This is a genomic window from Azospirillum oryzae, assembly GCF_008364795.1.
Classification (GTDB): Bacteria; Pseudomonadota; Alphaproteobacteria; order Azospirillales; family Azospirillaceae; genus Azospirillum; species Azospirillum oryzae.
On the sequence record NZ_VTTM01000014.1, the window covers coordinates 1 to 16,982 of the forward strand.

Below are 16,982 nucleotides of genomic sequence, written 5' to 3' on the forward strand. Positions count from 1 at the left end.
CGTCGATAGGAGGCATGTGGACCGGCAGCAATGCCTGAAGCTAAGCCTTACTAATCGCTCGATCGGCTTGATCTCACTGGGCGCCATGCACAGCGGTAAGCCGCTTCATGGACGATCTGAAGACGCATCCCGTCACTTGAAACTCGATTTTATCGCGATCAGCGAAAAGGCCGCCTCCCTTGTGGGAAGGCGGCCTTTTCGCGTTTGGAATTTCGGCTTTCTCCTACTCGCCCAGGCTGCGGAAGCCCATGTCGCTGTCGGCGACGGTGACGAACCAGTTCTTCGGATCGCCGACCGTGCCGGCAAGCTCCGGCTGGTCGAGCGCCGGCCGCACCATCATGCGGGTCGGCGTGCGCAGGCCGTTCTTCAGGCACAGGAAGCCCATCATCGACAGCGGCCGCGCCGCCTGGGCATTCAGTGTCCGGCACATCAGCGCGACCATGCCCTGCCGGCGCGCCAACTCGGTCATCAGCGAGAAGGCCGCCACCAGCCAGCCCGGCCGGGCCAGATAATCGCAGACCACGCCGACCGGCTCGCCCTTCCAGTAATCGACCCGCAGCACGACATAGGCCAGCACGGTCTCGCCGCGCATGACGTAGAAGCGGCGGAAGCGGTCGGCCTGCGGCGTGAGGTCGAAGCGCCAGTTCAGGAAGGCCCAGTCGCGCCGGGCGATCACCGGATGCTGCGCCGAGGCCGCTTCCCACAGGTCGTCGACACGGTAGTCGAAGCGGTCGATCTCCACCAGTCTGGCGCCGAGCAGCTTGGCCGACAGCCCGTAGCCCAAGGAGGCAGTGGCCAGCGCCGGCTTGCCCACCCTGGCGACCAGCTTGGCCAAGCCCCCGCCATAGGGGCTGACGCGCAGGCAGCGCAGCGGATCGATCACCCGCAGATAGGTCGGCACATTGCCGAGATCGAGCCAGCCACCGCGCTTGTAGGATTTGTAGGCGGCCTCCGTCATCGACAGCGACACGGCGAGGTCGCCGGCCGCGGAGTGGGTCTCCGACAGGGCGGGACCGACGCCGCGCAGGCGCCATTCCGGGGCGACCATCAGGTCGATCGCCCAGGAGGCCCGCCGGTTGCGTTCACCCACCTTCAGGGCGAAGGGGATGCCGCCCTGCTGGCCGACCACCGCGCCGTTCCGCTTGCACAGCCAGAGCTGCGGCCCCTCATGCTCCCGCTCCGGCGGTTCCTCGAACAGCCAGTGGAAATGGTCGGGACAAAGCTGGATCGCCTCCGCACCGAAATGCGCGCGCTGGAACGTCTCCAGAGCGGCGCGGTCGCCCGGTTCATACCGGGCGACGCCACGTTGCTTCCAGTCGATGACGCTCATGCCTCCTCCCCGACGGACACCGGCTGCACCAGATGGGCATCGCGCAGGATGCGGGCCGATGTGCGGCGCTTGGCGGTGATGTCCTTATAGACGCGATGGACCTGCGGAATGGTGAGGTTCAGCGCCGCCGCAGCCTCCTCCTCGCTGGCGCCGCGCCCGTAGGCACAGAGTGCCAGGTCCAGCTTGTCGTAGGGCAGGGCGTAGTAGAACTCCTCCTGCGACTGCGGCAGGGTGTAGGTGTCGGTGCTGGGCGACTGGGCCTGGATCTCCGCCGGCAGGCCGAGATGGGCCGCCATCTGGTAGACCTGCGACTTGTACAGGTGGGCGATCGGCTTCAGGTCGGCCAGACCGTCGCCGCCGCGCACGAAGAAGCCCAACTCGTATTCCAGCCGGTTCGGTGTGCCGAGCACGGCGTAGTTCAGGCGGTCGGCGTGGGTGTATTCGACCGTCTTGCGGATGCGCTGCTTCAGGTTGGTTGCTGCGACGACGTCGAGATAGACGTCCACCGGCATGCGGCTGGTCTGGCGCTCGCCCTCCGGCGACTCGACGGTCAGGGTGAAGTAGTTGACACGGTCGGCGTCCAGCAGGTTGCCGGCCAGACCGATCTTCTGCTTCCAGCCCGGCCCGAATTCCGGGAACAGCCGGCGGATGGCATTGTCGCGCCGTTCGTAGCAGCCGAGAGCTTCCAGCGGGCCGGTGATGTTCTCCATCACCGGGGTGACGCCGAGATGCTCGCAGAGCAGGGTGCCGAGGCGGGTGCTCTTCGGCGAATTCTCCTTCTCCGGCATCAGGATGCACTGAACGCGCTCCGGCCCCAGGGCGCGGACGGCGAGCGTGGCGCAGACCGAGCTGTCGATGCCGCCGGACACGCCGAGCACGATGCCCTGGCGGCGCAGATCATGGGCGACGATGCGTTGGATGGCGTCTTCGATCTCGCGCGCCGCGGACGCGCAATCCAGATCGAGGGCCTTGGAGTCGAACGAGGACAGAGCGTTCAGCATGGTCACGGTTCCCGATGGGGGTTGATGCATCGTCGGTCGGATAGAATCGCGGCGGTCAGGCCGCGGTGGGCTGGGCAATGGACTGGGGCGTGGCGGTCCGGGTGTCGGCCACCCGATCCTCCAGCACATGAATTTCGGCGCGGTCCAAGGCATCGCGCTGGTCGCGGATGCGCTGGGGAAGCTCGTCGTGGACGTAATGGGCGAGGATCTGCAGGGTCAGTGTGCCGACCAGGGCCATCTCCTCCCGCTCGCCAGCCATGCGGCCGTTCTGGCGGTGGGCCTTGTCGGCCAGCGCGCCGACCGCCGCCGCATCGGTCAGGCCGTAGCGGGCGAGCGCCTCCGGCGACAGCAGGTCGCGGACATAGTCCGGGGCGCCGTCGCCGAACAGGGCGGTGGTCATCGGCGCGCGATAGGGCCGCTTCGGCCGCTGGAAGATCTCGGCCGGCAGATGGCGGGCGGCCAGCCGGCGCAAGGCCAGCTTGTCGCGCAGCCCCAGCATCTTCACCCGATCCGGCAGGGCGGCGCAGAGGTCGTCCACCGCCGGGTCGAGGAACGGGTAGCGGACCTCGATGCTGTTGGCCATGGCGACGCGATCGCCCTGGGCCGACAGCAGGTAGGGGGTCATGAAGGTGGCGATCTCCGCCCACTGGCTGCGGGCCAGCGGCGACCAGCGCGACCAGCCGTCCGGCAGATGGGCCGCCACATGCGCCTCGAAGGCTGCATCGTCGGCGGTTGCCTGGACATCGGCGGACAGCAGACGCTGTGACCACCCGGTGTTCCGCCAGCGGGTGCGGTGGGCATAGAAGGTCTCGTCGGTGTCCATCATCCCGCGCTTGAAGAAGGCCTGCCATAGCGGGCTGTCCTTCTGGCCGTTGACGGCGGCGAAGGGATGGACGCGGCCCAGCAGCTTCGGACGCGCCTTGCTGCCGGGCTGGCGCGCCCAGAAGCGGCGGACCTTGTCCTCCTTGAAGATGTCGTAACCGGCCAGCCATTCGTCGGCACCCTCGCCGGACAGCACCACGCGGATGCCGCTCTCGCGCACCAGACGCGACAGCAGGAAGAGCGGGGCGGGGGCGGTGCGGACCAGCGGCGTCTCGCCATGGCGGATGACGTCGGGCAGGGCGGATTGGATGTCCTGCGGGCCGCAGAGGATGTCATGGTGCTCGGTCCCGACATGGCCGGCGACCAGCCGCTGCTGCGGCGTCTCGTCGAAGCCGGCGTCGGTGAAGCGGACACCGAAGCTGTGCATGTGGGTGGTGTCGAGCTTGCGGGCCAGCGCCGCGATCACCGAGCTGTCGAGCCCGCCGCTGATATAGACGCCGACCGGCACGTCGGCGCGCAGCCTCAGGCGGATGGCGTCGAGCAGCTTCTCCTCCAGCCGGTCGGCCGCCTCGTCCAGCGACAGGTTGGCGAGTGACGGATCGGTGACGAAATCGGGCTGCCAGTAGCGGTCGACATGCAGCGCCAGCGTGGAGTCCACGCGGATGGCGGTGGCCGCCGGAACGCTCTCCACCCCTGCGAAGACGCTGCCGTGCGGCGCGGTGCTCCAGTGGGTGAAGACCTGGGCGAGACGGGCCGGGTCGAAGGCGGGCGTCACGCGGCCGCCGCCGAACAGGGACTTGGCCTCCGACGCGAAGGCCAGATGGTCGCCGCGCCGGGCATAGAACAGCGGCAGGATGCCGAGCCGGTCGCGGACCAGCCACAGCTCGCGCCGGGTCGCGTCCCACAGGCAGATGGCGAACTGGCCGTTCAGCTTGGCCCAGGTGGCGGGGCCGTATTCCTCGAAGGCGTGGACGATCACCTCGGTGTCGGTCCGGGTGTAGAAGCGGTGGCCGCGCGCCTCCAGCTCCCGGCGCAGTTCGACATGGTTGAAAATCTCGCCGTTGAAGCTGATCCAGAGGGTGCGGTCCTCGTTGTGGATCGGCTGGAAGCCGCCGGCCAGACCGACGATGCTGAGCCGCGCATGGGCAAGACCGATCCGGTCGTCACGATAGAAGCCGTAGCCGTCCGGGCCGCGGTGGCCCAGCATGGCGATCATGCGCTTCAACTCGTCCAGACCGGCAGGTTCGGCACGCGATCCTGCGAGAACTCCGGCGACACCACACATGAGCGTGCTCTCTGTCCTGGGGTGGGTATTCGTGGTGGTGCTCAGGGTTGGGAAGCGAGGTCCCTGCCTAACCCTCTGCCGCTGTGCGGGAGTGGGCACTGATACCGCCGTCGGGCACGCGGACTTCCTCCACCAGCTCTGCCCGCCGGATCTTGCCGGAGTCGGTCTTCGGCAGGCTGTCGCGGAACTCGATGAATTTCGGCACGAGGTGGCTCTCCAGCCGGCCGCGGCAATGCTGCCTGATGGCCGCCTCGGAAATGGCGGCGCCGTCGCGTGGGACGAGGAAGGCCTTGACCGCGAGCCCGTCGGCATCGTCGGGGACGCCGATGACGCAGGCCTCCAGAACGCCCTCCAGTTCGTACAGCGCGTTCTCGACCTCCTTTGGGCTGACCTTCTCGCCGCGGCACTTGAACACATCGTCCTTGCGGCTGACGAAGTAGAGGTGCCCCTCGGCGTCCTGGGTGAACAGGTCGCCGGTGAACAGCAGGGTCTCGCCCTGGGGACCGCGACGCAGGCGCCGGGCGGTTTCCTCAGGCCGGTTCCAATAGCCGCGCATCACGTTGGCGCCCCGCACCACCAGCTCGCCCACCTGGCCGGGGGGGAGGCGGTTGCCGTCCTCGTCGGCGACGAACGCCTCGCAGTTCGGAATGGCGCGTCCCACCGAGGCCGGTTTGGCGTCCAGATCGGCGGGGTCGAGCGTGCTGATGCGGGTGCAGCACTCGGTCATGCCGTACATGGAATGGAAGACGGCCTGGGGGAAACGCTCGCGCAGCCGGCGGAGATGGGCGGCCGGCAGCGGGGCGGCGGCGTTGGTCAGATAGCGCAGGTGGCCGAGGTCGGCGGTCTTCGCCGCTTCCAGCCCCAGCAGGGTGGAGAAGACGGTCGGGACGCCGGGCAAGCCGGTGACCCGGTGCTGCACCATGCGCTTCAGCGTCTCCATCGGGAAGGCGAAGGAGCGCTCCAGCACCAGGGTGAAGCCGACGCGGGCGCCGGTCAGCACCTGGGACAGGCCGTAACCGAAGGTCAGCGGCAGCACGCACATCACCACGTCGTCGGGGGTATTCCCCAGATAGGTCGAGATCGACCAGCTGGTGTTGACGTAGTTGGCATGGGTCAGCATCACGCCCTTCGGCCGGCCGGTGGTGCCGGAGGTGTACATGATCGCCGCCAGATCCTGGTCGATCAGACCGGGATCGGCCGGCTGGCGCTGCGGAGCCGTCAGCGCGTCGGCGTAAAGCAGACCGGATGCACCGGCCGGCAGCCCGGCGCCGACCCACAGAACCGCCGGCGGCGTTTCCACCGTCTCGAGCGCCGGCAGGACCTGCCGGGCCAATGCTGCCGGCGCGATCAGGACCCGGATGCCGGCATCTGCCAGCAGGTAGGTCAGCTTGTCGGCTTTGGTCGAGGGGTTGACGGGCACGAACACGCCGCCGGCCTTCAGCGTGCCGAACAGGCCGGCGACATATTCGATGGAGTTCTCCAGCATCACCGCCACGCGATCGCCGCGGGCGACCCCGGCTGACTGGAGCGCGCAGGCGACGGCATCGCTCTCGCGGTCCAGCTCGGAGAAGCTGCGGCGGGCATCCCCGGCGATCAGCGCAGTGCGGGAAGGATCCCGCCCGGTCGTCTCGCTGAGGAACTGGTGAACCAGATGGGCCAAGGAACCCTCCTTCTTGCCGTCGGCCTACCGCTGGGCCCTTCCGCGGGGCCTGTCCGTTGGCGCCCGTCGCTCGACCTATGTCAGGCGGCGTTGCGGAGTTCCTGCTTGCGGTCGACGAAGCTGGCGATGCGGTCGACCGACTCCAGGTTGTCGGCGATCATGTCGTCATCGTCGACGGCGATGCCGAAGCGCTCTTCCAGGAAGGCGACGACGTGCATGATGCCGGTGCTGTCGATGATCCCCGACTCCAGCAGGGATTCGCTGTTGTCGAAGCCGGAGTCCTTGCCGAGCAGGAAATTCTCCACGATGAAGGCGCGGATTTCCGGCAGGGCGGGAGCGGTCAGGGTCGTGTCGGTCAGGGTGGCGGTCCGCATGTCTCTGAAAACTCCTGCTGGGTTCGGTCGACGTGGGTTCGGTCGAAGCGATGTCTGACGAGGTCTGTCGAAATTGGTTCGGTGTGGACGGTGCCGGGTGGCTCGCGGGGATGATGTCGGGGGCGTGGGTCCGGCCATCCCTTGTCATGTGTCCCGCGGTGGATTGGCTCCTTGTTTTCGCATCCGCGTGATATGCAATTTTATTGTGATGGAGGCGGTGGTTTGCGAGGGCTCAAAGGATAGGAGTGGATTGAAGTCTGTGGTTAGCCACTCTGTTCTCCGGTAATAGGGCTTGTCGCTTGTCGCCAGACCTTCGGCTTGGCGTGGCCGGTCGCGGTCATACGCCCGCGGACTTGGGTTTTGCCATCGAGCCTGCCCATTCGGGTGTCACCTTGCCGGCCGGGCTGTCGGAGGCGGCCTTGCGCTTGCGCAGCCAGGCCGGGATACCGGTCAGCTGGACGCTGAGCCAATCGACGGTCGCGTCGTCGGACACAGGGAAAGCCTTCAGGCGCAGCGGGTCGGTGGAAGAATCGTTCCAGCCGGGATCGATGGTGCGGGCGGTGCGGTATCCGGCACGCCGGATCTCCTCCACCTCGCGGTCGCTGAAGTCGCCGTTGGGGAAGGCGAAATGGCGGCAGGGCCGGCCCAACGCCTCCTCCAGCTCAGCACGGCAGAGCGCGATCTCGTCGGCGCAACGGCCGTCGTCACATTGCAACAGGATCGGGTGAGTGCGGGTGTGGGCGCCGTAATCGGCGACATCGGTCATCCGCGCGATCTCGTCCCAGGTCATCGCCTGACGGTCGGCGCCGTCGCGATCGGGATCGTCGCCGGCTTCGGCCAGCAGGCGGCGGCGTTCGGGATCGGGCACCCGCTTCAGCCGCTCCACCCCGATGCCGTCGGCGGCGGCGGTCTTCCACCAATAGGGGCGGGCGGTGCCGACGATCTGGCTGCAGAGATAGATAGTCGGCCGCAAATCGAACTCGCGGAACAAGGGCGCCAGCGCCGTATTGTTCCGATGCCCGTCGTCGAAGGTGATGACCAGCGGATAAGCCGGCAGCTTGTCCCAGCGGCCGCTCTCCATGGCGGCGGCGACGGCGTCCAGCGTGGTGAAGCCGTAATGCCTGGCATACCAGCGCAGATGCTCGCGCAGCACCTCAGGGGCCGGGTCGTGGTAGACGACGATGGTGACGGCGTGCCGCGCCTTCAGGAACCGCTGCATCGCACCGAATCCCGACCAGCGCACCAGATTGGCAATGGCGTTTTTCATGGTGCCCCCTCCTTCATGTCGATGCTCCCGGTTCGGGCCGCGAGCGGCCTGAGCCGAAAGCGGCCTGCCGCTCTCCGCGTCAGCCGGTCGTGCTTTTCGTATGGCCCGCCGGTCCGGAGGCCGGCACCGGGCCGGCGGGAACGGCGGGCGTCGTGGTCAGGCTGCCGCGGGCGTTGCGGCGGTAGATCTCCAGCAGACGTTCGCGGAAGACGGCGACGTCGAACTGGCGCTCCCACCGTGCGCGGGCGCCGGCGCTGAGGTTGCGGCGCAGGTTGCGGTCGTCGATCACCCGCGCCAGCGCGTCGGCAAGCGCGGCGACATCGCCCGGCGGCACCAGCAGCCCGGTCTCGCCGTCGGCGACGGCGTCCGGAACGCTGCCGACCGGGGTGGCGACGATGGTCAGCCCCTCCGCCATCGCTTCCAGCACCGACATCGGCAGGCCTTCGAACATCGAGGGTTGGACCAGCACATGGGCGTTGGCCAGCTCGCGCCGGCAGCCGGCCTGGTCGAGCCAGCCGGTGAAGCGCACGCGGTCGGCGATGCCGAGAACCGTGGCAAGGCCGCGATAGGTCTCCAGATCGCCGTCGCCGGCGATGGTGACCTGCCAGTTCCGGTCGCGGCAGGCGGCGGATGCGAGTGCGTTCAGCAGGACGTCGATGCCCTTCAGCTTGATCAGCCGGCCGAGGAACAGCAGGCGCACCGGACCGGCGAAGCCTTCCTCCGCGTCGTCGCGCACCGGCGGGGAGGCCGGGCCCGGCACGGCGTTGTGCAGCAGGGTGGTGCGCTGCCGCGTCTCCGGCCCGAAGGCCTCCGCCACCCAGTCGCGCCAGAATTCGCCCAGAACGACGATCTCGCTGGTCATCGCCATCATGCGGCGAATCGCCCAGCGCATCAGCGGGCTGCTGTCCTTGAAGTGCTTCGGGAAGCGTCCGCCATGCAGGTGCAGGACGACCGGCACGCCGAAGCTGCGGGCCAAGGCGATCAGGATGCCCTTGCGCAGGACACTGCCATATTCCGCCATATGGATGTGGACGAGGTCGGCCTTGCCGGCGGCGAAGCAGCCGGCGAGACGGGCGGTCGCCCGTGCGAAATATAGCGGCATCAGGTGGAATTTTCCGGGACCGTAGCTGTCGACCACCTCGAACTTCACATCCGGGCAGTTCTGCCGCAGATCCGTCGTGAAGTTGTCGACCACACGTCCCATTCCGCCTTTCTCCTGCGTGCCGCCGGGGGAGACGATATAGATCATGTCCGCTCCTGATCCTTTCCCGGCCCGCCGTTCCTGCGTTGCGTCCCGGCTTTTACCGTGTGACGACCGTCCTTCGACGGCTGCGGCGGGCTTGTTATGTTTTTGGCCTCGGTCCCTTGTCGGCTCGTTCTTCAGTCCGTTCAGGGAGGTGCGTGGTGATGCGGCCGGTCGACTGCCGCCGTTTGGAACATGCCGCGGCCGAAGGCCGGGCGACATCCACGTGCAAGTTTACGCGATACGTTACCCGCACGCTGTGGAGCGACCGAACGGGTTGGCTTGCCGGTATGGTTACCCAACCTGTGCATGTGCGGCTTCCTTCCGGTCATACTCGTCTTGATTGTTTTCCAGACCGATCATCGAGGCGGCCATGACCTTGGATCATCGCCGTTTGGATGCGGCGGCGGCCGATCCGGCGAGCTTGTCCAGCTCCCCCGACAGCTCGGCGCCGCTGCGGTCCAACTCCTGGTAGATCGCCAGAAGGGACTTGGCGTAGGCGTCGATGACGAATTGCTTCAGGAACAGGCGCCGGCCGTTCTCCGCAAGGCGGCGGTAGAGAGCCGGGTCGTGGCCGACCTGGACGACGGCGTCTGCCAGTGCCTGCGGATCGTTCACCGGGATGATCCGCGCGGTCTCTCCATCGGTCAGCACCTCCGGGATCGAGCCGACCGGCGTGGTGATGACCGGCAGTTGCGCCGAAAGCGCCTCCAGGATCACCATCGGCAGTCCTTCATGGGTGGAGGGCAGCAGCAACATGTCGTGGGAGCGGATGTGCGCATGCGCCTCCTCCCGGCCGATCCAGCCCAGGAAGCTGCAGTTCTCCGCGATCCCCAACTCGGCCGCCATCGCGCGATAGCCCTCCACGTCGCCGCCGCCGCCGATGGTGACACGGAAGGGTTGTCCGCGCTCCTTCAGCAGCGCGCCGGCACGCAACAGCGTGCCGATGCCCTTGCGCTCCGACAGGTTGGCGAGCACCAGCAGCGACAGGACCGCATCCGGCTCCGGCGGCACGGGCGGGCCGAGGTCGGCGCCGACATCGGGCACCGCGTTGTAGAGCACCCGGATCTTGCGGGGGTCGGTGCGGACCGACTGGACCAGGAAATCGCGCCAGTTGTCGCCCAGCACCACCACCCGGCCGCAGCGGTTGAACAGCCAGCGGCTGATGGCGCGGGCGAAGATGCCGCCCTCGAAGAATTCGACGAAGGAGGCGCCGTGCAGGTGGACCACGGTGGGGCAGGACATCAGCCCCGCCACCGCCTGGACCGCCGCCTTGCGGAGGAAACTCGCCCGCTCGGACACGTTGATGTGCACGACGGAGGCTTTGCGACGCGCCAGGATCCAGGCCATGCGCGTCAGGGTCAGGCCGAGATATAAGGGAGACAGCAGAACGCTACCGGTGCCGCGTGTATCGAGGATGATGGATCGGGTCGTGCCCGACTTGTCGAACTGGTCGACCACGTAACCCGTCATGCGGCCGATGCCGCCGCCGCCGTCGAGTGCACCCGGCGTCGCGAATACGATCGCGATCCGGTGGGATGCATCCGGCGGGCTTGCGGGGGTACGGCTGTCGTTTGTGCTGTCCATAGGCGTCTGGGTCCTTTTTCGTGCTCAGGCGGCGTCGGACGCGGAGAACAAGGCTTGCCGCAGGCGGCGGCGCAGACCGACCGGCATCAGCGAATGCATGGTGAAGGTGGCGAGCGCCATCGGCGTCGGCTGACCGTCGCGCAGCGCGGAGTTCAGGATGCGCCAGCGCGTTCCGGCGGTCCGGGCCGCCTGCTCGCCGCCGGTCGCCTGCAGCAGCAGGCTGGCATAGGCGCGCGGCGACAGGCTGTCGCGCATCGACTCCGCCCATTCCAGGGCATGGTTGATGTTGTGGCAGGTCGAAAGCGTGACGCGGTTGTTCTCGGTGTAATGGACGGCCATCACCTCGGGTATGTGGACCAGGGCCACGCCGTCGATCCGGCCGCAGGTGATCAGCCACTCCCAGTCGTCGAACCGGGATTCGGGAATGGGGTTGCGCAGCAGCAGCGCTTTGGGCGCCAGCAGCGTGGTGGTGGGGGCGAAGGTCTCGCCCTTGAACAGGCCGCGTCGGACGAACAGGTAATCGCCGATGGCGTCGGCCGGGGTGGCGAGCCGCCGCGGCCAGGCGAAGGTGCCGCGGGCGGTCACCACCTGGCAGCGGCAGCTGACGATGGGAAGGCGGATGCCGGCCGGGCGGGCCGCCATCTGCAGCGCTACCTTCTCCGGCATCCAATGGTCGTCGTCGTCGAGGAAGGCGATCCAGTCGCCCCGCGCGCTGCGCACGCCGATGTTGCGCGCTTCCGCGGCACCGTGGTTCGTCTCGAGTTCCATCACGGTCAGGCGCGGATCGGCCAGCGTCGCCAGATGGGAGGCGGTGGCCGGATCCGGTCCGTCGATCACGACGACGACGTCCAGGTCCCGATAGGTCTGGTCGAGAGCGCTGCGCACCGCCCGCATCACCATGTCCGGGCGATTGCGGGTGGGGATCACGACGGTAACCTTTTCATTGCTCGCCGGATGGTAACTGTTCGCCGGTTCTTTCTTCGGGCTCATGGGTCTGCCTTCGGTCGAAGCAAAATGGGAAGGGTCGCAGGGAAAGGGGCCGGGGGCCCGAAATCGATGGTCAGGTCGGTGGCTAGAGCGCCCGGCTCTGGCCGGCATAGGCGGGGGCGACGCCGGCGGGCGCATGCCGCCGCAGGCGATGCTGCTCCTCCGCCCGGTCGTTCAGCAGGCGCTGCCAGCGGCTTTGCTGGATCAGACGGACGACGGCGATCGTTGCGATCACCCAATTCATGGAATGGCGCTCGGCGAACACGCTTTCCGACACCGACACCGCCAGCAGGGCGCAGCCGACGGCGAAGGCCCAGGCGGCCTCGGGCCGGCTGTTGCCGTAGCGGGCGGCGAAGAAGCCCTGGAACAGCATCCGGCTCAGCACCACCAGGACCAGCGCCACGCCGACGAGGCCGAGGTCGAGCGTCAGCTCCAGCCAGCCGCTGTGGGCCGAGGTGATGCCCCAGTCGCGGGTGAAGCTGGCGCCCGGCCCGTTGAAGCCGAACCAGTAGGCGGCGTAACCATAGCCCAACAGCGGCCGTTCGGTGACGGAGTGGACGATGTGCTGCCACAGCACGGTGCGGCCGGTCAGGGTCGGGTCGCGGCCCAGGGCATAGAGCACGTCGTACCAGAAGGTGGCGCCGGCCGTGACCATGATGACCAGGAGGGCCAGCAGCAGCGCCATGGTCGGGGCGAAGTTGCGGATGCTGCCGCGCAGCATGGTGGTGGACAGCAGGGCCACCGACACCAGGACCGAGGTGACCAGACCGGTGCCGGACCGGCTCATCACGATCAGCAGCATCGCCAGCAGGATCAGCGGCCGGGTGACCCAGCGGCTCTGCTCCTTCTGCCAGTCCAGCCAGACCAGCGCCAGCACCAGCCAGACCATCATGCGGCCGGTCACGTTCTTCTGGAAGAACACGCCCTTCCAGGCGCCGACATGCTGGGCGCTGTCCAACCCGATCGAAGGCATCGCGAAGATCATGAAGAAGGACACGAACATCAGGAAGGACAGCCCGACCACCAGCAGCCGCATGATCTCCGGGAAGCGGAAGCGCAGGGCGAGCCAGATGCCGAACACCGTCGTGAACATGAAGGCGATCGACCGGCGCAGCGTCACGTCGGGGAACAGCGACCACAGCGCGGTCAGGAAGGCGAAGGCCATCATCGTCGTCAGCGCCGGGCTGGCGAAGGGAATCTGGAAGGCGATGCCCGGCCGCAGCGCGATGGCGGCGAGCACCAGCAGATAGAGGCCGCCATACAGGACGGTGACGCCGGCGGACTCAAGATCGCCGGCCAGAGGGTCGCCGCCGGTGAGCATCAGCGGAAGCACGGAGCCTCCGAAAGCGATGATGCCGATGACGGCGATGCTCTTTTCCAGAAAATCCAGGACTTTCATCGGCTTTCCCTTGCTGCCGTACCGCGTTCGGCTGTGCAGACCTGAAGATGCGGTTCGCCACCCCCTTCTCGTAGCCGGGCGGTGGCATTAGACCGAAGGAGGCTGGACCCGAAAGAGGTAGCCGCTTTCGCGCTCCTCCCATTCTTTGCCTCCCGAAAAAGGGAATGGAGCCGAAGCATTCCAATAAAAAGACCCCCGCGCGGGTGGCGCGGGGGTCCGGCTGGCATCCGGCTCAAAGTGGGACGGGTTACGACCCGTCGCCCTTCAGGACCATCACCGCGGTCTTGCAGAGGATGAAGAAGTCGAACAGCAGGCCGCAGTTGCGGACATAGAAGACGTCCATCGCCACGCGTTCCTGGAAGGTGGTGCGGTGGCGTCCCGACACCTGCCAGTAGCCGGTCAGGCCCGGACGGACGCTGCCGATCACCGCGGCGGACTCGCCAACCTCCGGCAGTTCCTTCGGCATGTAGGCGCGCGGACCGATCAGGCTCATGTCGCCCATAAGGATGTTCCACAGCTGCGGCAGCTCGTCGAGCGAGGTCTTGCGCAGGAAGCGGCCGAGCGGGGTGATGCGCGGGTCGACCGTCAGCTTGTGGTAGGTCATGTACTCTTCGCGGGCGATCGGATCGTTCTCCAGCAGCTGCTGCAGCTGCTCCTCCGCGTCGACATGCATGGAGCGGAACTTCAGCAGGTCGAAGGTCTGCTTGCCTCCGGCCCAGCGCTTCTGGCGGAACATCACCGGGCCTGGGCTGTCCAGCTTGATGGCGACGGCGAGACCCAGCATCAGCGGCGCCACCAGTACCAGCAGGATGGACGACAGCACGATGTCCATGGCGCGGCGGATGCGCAGGTAGCCGGTCGGCGGACGGACGCTGACGCGCAGGGCCAGCGAGCCGTGCAGGTTGTGATAGGTCGCGTCGACCGCGCTGACGTTGCCCTCGCCCAGCACGCAATAGACCTGGCGGAAGGGCAGGGTGCGCACGAGGCCGGTCAGGTCGCTGCCATGTCGGCTCATGTCGGCGACGATGGCGGCGGTGGCCTGGCCGGCGACGGCGGGCGACTTGGCCAGCAGTTCCACCGGACCCATCACCGGCAGGCCGGCGACGCGGGTCTGCCACAGGCTGTCGTCGTCGTCGACGAAGCCGACCGGACGCATGCCGAGCCAGGGCAGGCGCTGCAGCTTCTCGGCGATGGCGGCACCCTGCGGGCCGGCGCCGACGATCACCACCGGCGTGCGCCAGTCCAGCGCGCTGGACAGCAGCCCCTGGATCAGCAGCAGGTCGGCGACATAGGTGACCGCGAAGCCGAGCAGCGCGATCGACAGCGCCTCCACGAAGAAGGAACGGAAACCCTCCATCACGATGAAGGGCACGGCCAGCACGGCACAGCACAGAAAGGCCGCCTGAAAAGTCCGCCGCGTCCGTTCCATATAGTCGAAGCGGCCCAGCGTGTAGATGCCGAACACCGACTTGACCAAAGGCACCAGCATCAGGCCGGTCACCAGCGATCGCTGCCACGCCGCAGCCTCCAGCGGCTCCGTCAGCGCGTCGGCACCGAGGAAATGGTTGAGCGTCCACCCCACCAGGGCGAGGACCAGCCCGTCGGACAGTGCAAGCAGCAGCCCGGGGGCGATCGTCGGGATCGTCGCCTTTTTCGCCGAGGTCAGATCGATGACCACATCTGGGTCCAGTTTGCTCATCGCAGGTCCCGTGGTTGAAGGGAATGCCAGCCACCGCACGGCCATTCGTGCGGATGGTCGCTCGTCATCAGCGTCTCTTGGGATTCGGCCGGTCTTTACTTTGCTGCGCCGCCTCAATCTCAGCTGCGCATTTATGTAAAGATCGCTCTTTCATGATTTCGATCGGCCGATCCGCGGTTCGTTGAGGACGAATTAGGATGAGGAGGCTCGGCCAGCAACAGTGCATACGGGCGTTGATTTCGCGTCCGCGATACCACCCGGGTTTCAAAGGGTGCGGGTACCCGAATATTTAAGGGGATACTTTCGGATGCCGTCCCCGGCGGGGATAACGTTTCGGGTTAGCGGCAAGGTGGTGTCGCACCTCCGGCGGCACGTTCGATCCCCGCAATTTTTGGGTAGAGGACGGTAAACCCTTCCCCGAAGGGCCGGAACGGCGGAACGCGAAGGGGGGTGATCGCCGAACTTGCGGAGTGGGTCCGCCACCTGGATTTACCGAAGGGAAGTGCCGGGCAATTCCGAGCGGGGGCGTGGCGCGAAGGAACCCTTGCCTGTTGCGGGGCGTAGGAGGCAGCGTGCGGGCTCGCCGGAAAGCCTAATCGGAACGTCCTGCTTCTCTGACCGAAGCCGTGGTGACTAGCACCGAAGAGTGCCGCAGTCGCTTCAAGGTCGAATTGACGCTTTCCCAGCCGCCGCCAAGATTTGGCGCGTTCTTTTTCCTTATCTGCGCCCGTGCAACCCACCCCATGCGACTTGCCGGACGCAGCGCTCCCCTCTCAGGCGGGACCGGGAAAAGAAGCGGACTATAGGGGGCGAAGGAAACCGGATGGCTCTCGAAGCTGGTACGATCATCAAACATGGCTGGATGTTCATGGTGGCGAACGTGGTCAACCGCGCCGCGGGACTGCTTCTGCTGCCGCTCTATACGAAAGTCCTGTCGCCGGCGGAGTTCGGCGTCTATGCCCTGATCAGCGTGGTGGGCGACATCGTCGCGGTCATGCTGATGATCGGGATGATCAACGCCTTCACCGTCGTCTATTTCGAACATGCCGACAACCGCGGCCGAAGCCGGGTGGTCAGCACCACCATGATCGGGCTTTGGGCCGCCTCGCTGCTCCTGCTGGCGGTGGCGCTGCCGGCGGGATGGGGTGCCAGCCACCTGCTGTTCGGCGGCAGCGATCAGGCGCCTATCATCGCCTTCGCCTTTGCCGGCATCGCGTTCAGCGCCGTCTTCGAACTGGCGCTCGCCTATTACCGCGTCCACAAGCGGTCGGGAACCTGCCTGCTGATCTCGGTCGGCAAGGCGGTGGGGCTGATCGGCCTCAACCTCACCTTCCTGCTGGTGATGGACCTGGGCGTGACCGGCATCTTCCTGGCCAACGCCATCACCTTCGTCGGGCTGGGCATCGCGCTGACGGTTGCGATCCTGGGCGCGAACGGCGTCGGCTTCTCCTTCGGGATCCTGAAGCGGGTGTCGCTGCTGGGCCTGCCCTTCATGCCGCAGACCATGCTGGACATGGGCAACCAGTTCGCCATGCGCTATCTGGTCAACCTGCTGATGGGCGTGGCGGCGGTGGGCGTGCTGTCCTTCGGGCTGCGGCTCGCCACCATGCTCTACATGTTCCTGACCGCCTCCTTCCTGCAGATCTGGTCGGTCAGCCGGATCGAGGCCCAGCACGATGTCGGCGACAACACCGCCGGGCGCGAGCAGTCGGAATTCGTCTTCTACCTGTTCGTCGTCCTGCTGTCCGCGGCGGCGCTGGGCATGGCCCTGACCTCGCCGGAGGTGCTGTGGCTGATCGCGTCCAGCGAATACGACACCGTGCTGCCCTGCATGCCGCTGCTGGTGCTGGCCTATGTGCTGCACGGCGTGCGCATGCATGCCGAGGTCGGGCTGGTGAAGACCAAGAAGGTCGGCGTCCTGCCGGCGATCTCGCTGGGCGGTCTGGCGGTCGGCACGGCGATCATGGGGGTGACGCTGGGACCGCTCGGCCTGATGGGCGGTGCCATCGGCGTGCTGGGGCGCGAGCTGGTGATGCTCTGCGCCACCGAGACGCTGTGCCGCCGCCTCAGCCCGAAGGAGCCGCCGCTCAGCATCCTGCGGGTGACGGGCATCCTGGCTCCGGCCGCCATCGCCTATCTGGCCGGCCTCGCCCTGTTCGGGTTCGAGGTGAATCCCACCTTCGCCGCGGCCAAGGTCGGACTGACCATGCTGTTCGCCGTCGTCACCCTGTTCGGGCCGAGCTTCGGCAAGACCGACCGCGCCATGCTGTTCCGCATGCTCGGCCGATTTTTTCGCCGGCCACAAGCAGCCTGACGGGCGGCCCGACA

General features: G+C 67.2%; 12 protein-coding genes. 1 reads left to right on the forward strand and 11 read right to left on the reverse strand.

Annotated features, from left to right (window positions below):
• Nucleotides 1-223: 223 nt before the first annotated feature.
• The 11 genes from FZ938_RS26265 to FZ938_RS26315 form a co-directional block, all read right to left on the reverse strand.
• Nucleotides 224-1,330, reverse strand: coding sequence for a GNAT family N-acetyltransferase (locus FZ938_RS26265; protein WP_149201237.1), 1,107 nt, complete (start codon nucleotides 1,328-1,330; stop codon nucleotides 224-226).
• Nucleotides 1,327-2,331 carry an NAD(+) synthase gene (gene nadE, locus FZ938_RS26270; protein ID WP_149201238.1) on the reverse strand — a complete coding sequence of 335 codons (1,005 nt, stop codon included), beginning with the start codon at nucleotides 2,329-2,331 and terminating at the stop codon, nucleotides 1,327-1,329. Before nadE ends, FZ938_RS26265 begins: the two co-directional genes overlap by 4 nt.
• A gap of 55 nt (nucleotides 2,332-2,386) precedes the next feature.
• A complete protein-coding gene (gene asnB, locus FZ938_RS26275) occupies nucleotides 2,387-4,438 on the reverse strand; it encodes an asparagine synthase (glutamine-hydrolyzing) (RefSeq protein WP_149201239.1) in 2,052 nt (683 codons plus the stop codon).
• Between the two features lie 67 nt (nucleotides 4,439-4,505).
• Nucleotides 4,506-6,098 carry a class I adenylate-forming enzyme family protein gene (locus tag FZ938_RS26280; protein ID WP_149201240.1) on the reverse strand — a complete coding sequence of 531 codons (1,593 nt, stop codon included), beginning with the start codon at nucleotides 6,096-6,098 and terminating at the stop codon, nucleotides 4,506-4,508.
• A gap of 80 nt (nucleotides 6,099-6,178) precedes the next feature.
• Nucleotides 6,179-6,472 carry an acyl carrier protein gene (locus FZ938_RS26285; protein WP_085083499.1) on the reverse strand — a complete coding sequence of 98 codons (294 nt, stop codon included), beginning with the start codon at nucleotides 6,470-6,472 and terminating at the stop codon, nucleotides 6,179-6,181.
• A gap of 337 nt (nucleotides 6,473-6,809) precedes the next feature.
• Nucleotides 6,810-7,739 carry a polysaccharide deacetylase family protein gene (locus FZ938_RS26290; protein WP_149201241.1) on the reverse strand — a complete coding sequence of 310 codons (930 nt, stop codon included), beginning with the start codon at nucleotides 7,737-7,739 and terminating at the stop codon, nucleotides 6,810-6,812.
• A 79-nt stretch (nucleotides 7,740-7,818) separates the two neighbouring features.
• Complete coding sequence (locus FZ938_RS26295) at nucleotides 7,819-8,988, reverse strand: glycosyltransferase family 4 protein (protein WP_246458096.1); 1,170 nt, start codon at nucleotides 8,986-8,988, stop codon at nucleotides 7,819-7,821.
• Nucleotides 8,989-9,366: 378 nt separating this feature from the next.
• Nucleotides 9,367-10,569 (reverse strand): glycosyltransferase family 4 protein, encoded by a 1,203-nt coding sequence (locus FZ938_RS26300; RefSeq protein WP_149201242.1) that lies wholly within the window; start codon nucleotides 10,567-10,569, stop codon nucleotides 9,367-9,369.
• Nucleotides 10,570-10,593: 24 nt separating this feature from the next.
• Complete coding sequence (locus tag FZ938_RS26305) at nucleotides 10,594-11,559, reverse strand: glycosyltransferase family 2 protein (RefSeq protein ID WP_149201243.1); 966 nt, start codon at nucleotides 11,557-11,559, stop codon at nucleotides 10,594-10,596.
• 82 nt (nucleotides 11,560-11,641) lie between these two features.
• Complete coding sequence (locus FZ938_RS26310; RefSeq protein WP_149201244.1) at nucleotides 11,642-12,955, reverse strand: O-antigen ligase family protein; 1,314 nt, start codon at nucleotides 12,953-12,955, stop codon at nucleotides 11,642-11,644.
• A 247-nt stretch (nucleotides 12,956-13,202) separates the two neighbouring features.
• Entirely contained in the window at nucleotides 13,203-14,654 is a 1,452-nt protein-coding gene (locus tag FZ938_RS26315; protein ID WP_149201245.1) for an exopolysaccharide biosynthesis polyprenyl glycosylphosphotransferase, read from the reverse strand.
• Nucleotides 14,655-15,477: 823 nt separating this feature from the next.
• Here FZ938_RS26315 and FZ938_RS26320 point away from each other — a divergent pair.
• On the forward strand, nucleotides 15,478-16,968 hold the full coding sequence (locus FZ938_RS26320) for a lipopolysaccharide biosynthesis protein (RefSeq protein WP_149201246.1): 1,491 nt from the start codon (nucleotides 15,478-15,480) through the stop codon (nucleotides 16,966-16,968).
• The last annotated feature ends 14 nt before the right edge of the window (nucleotides 16,969-16,982 follow it).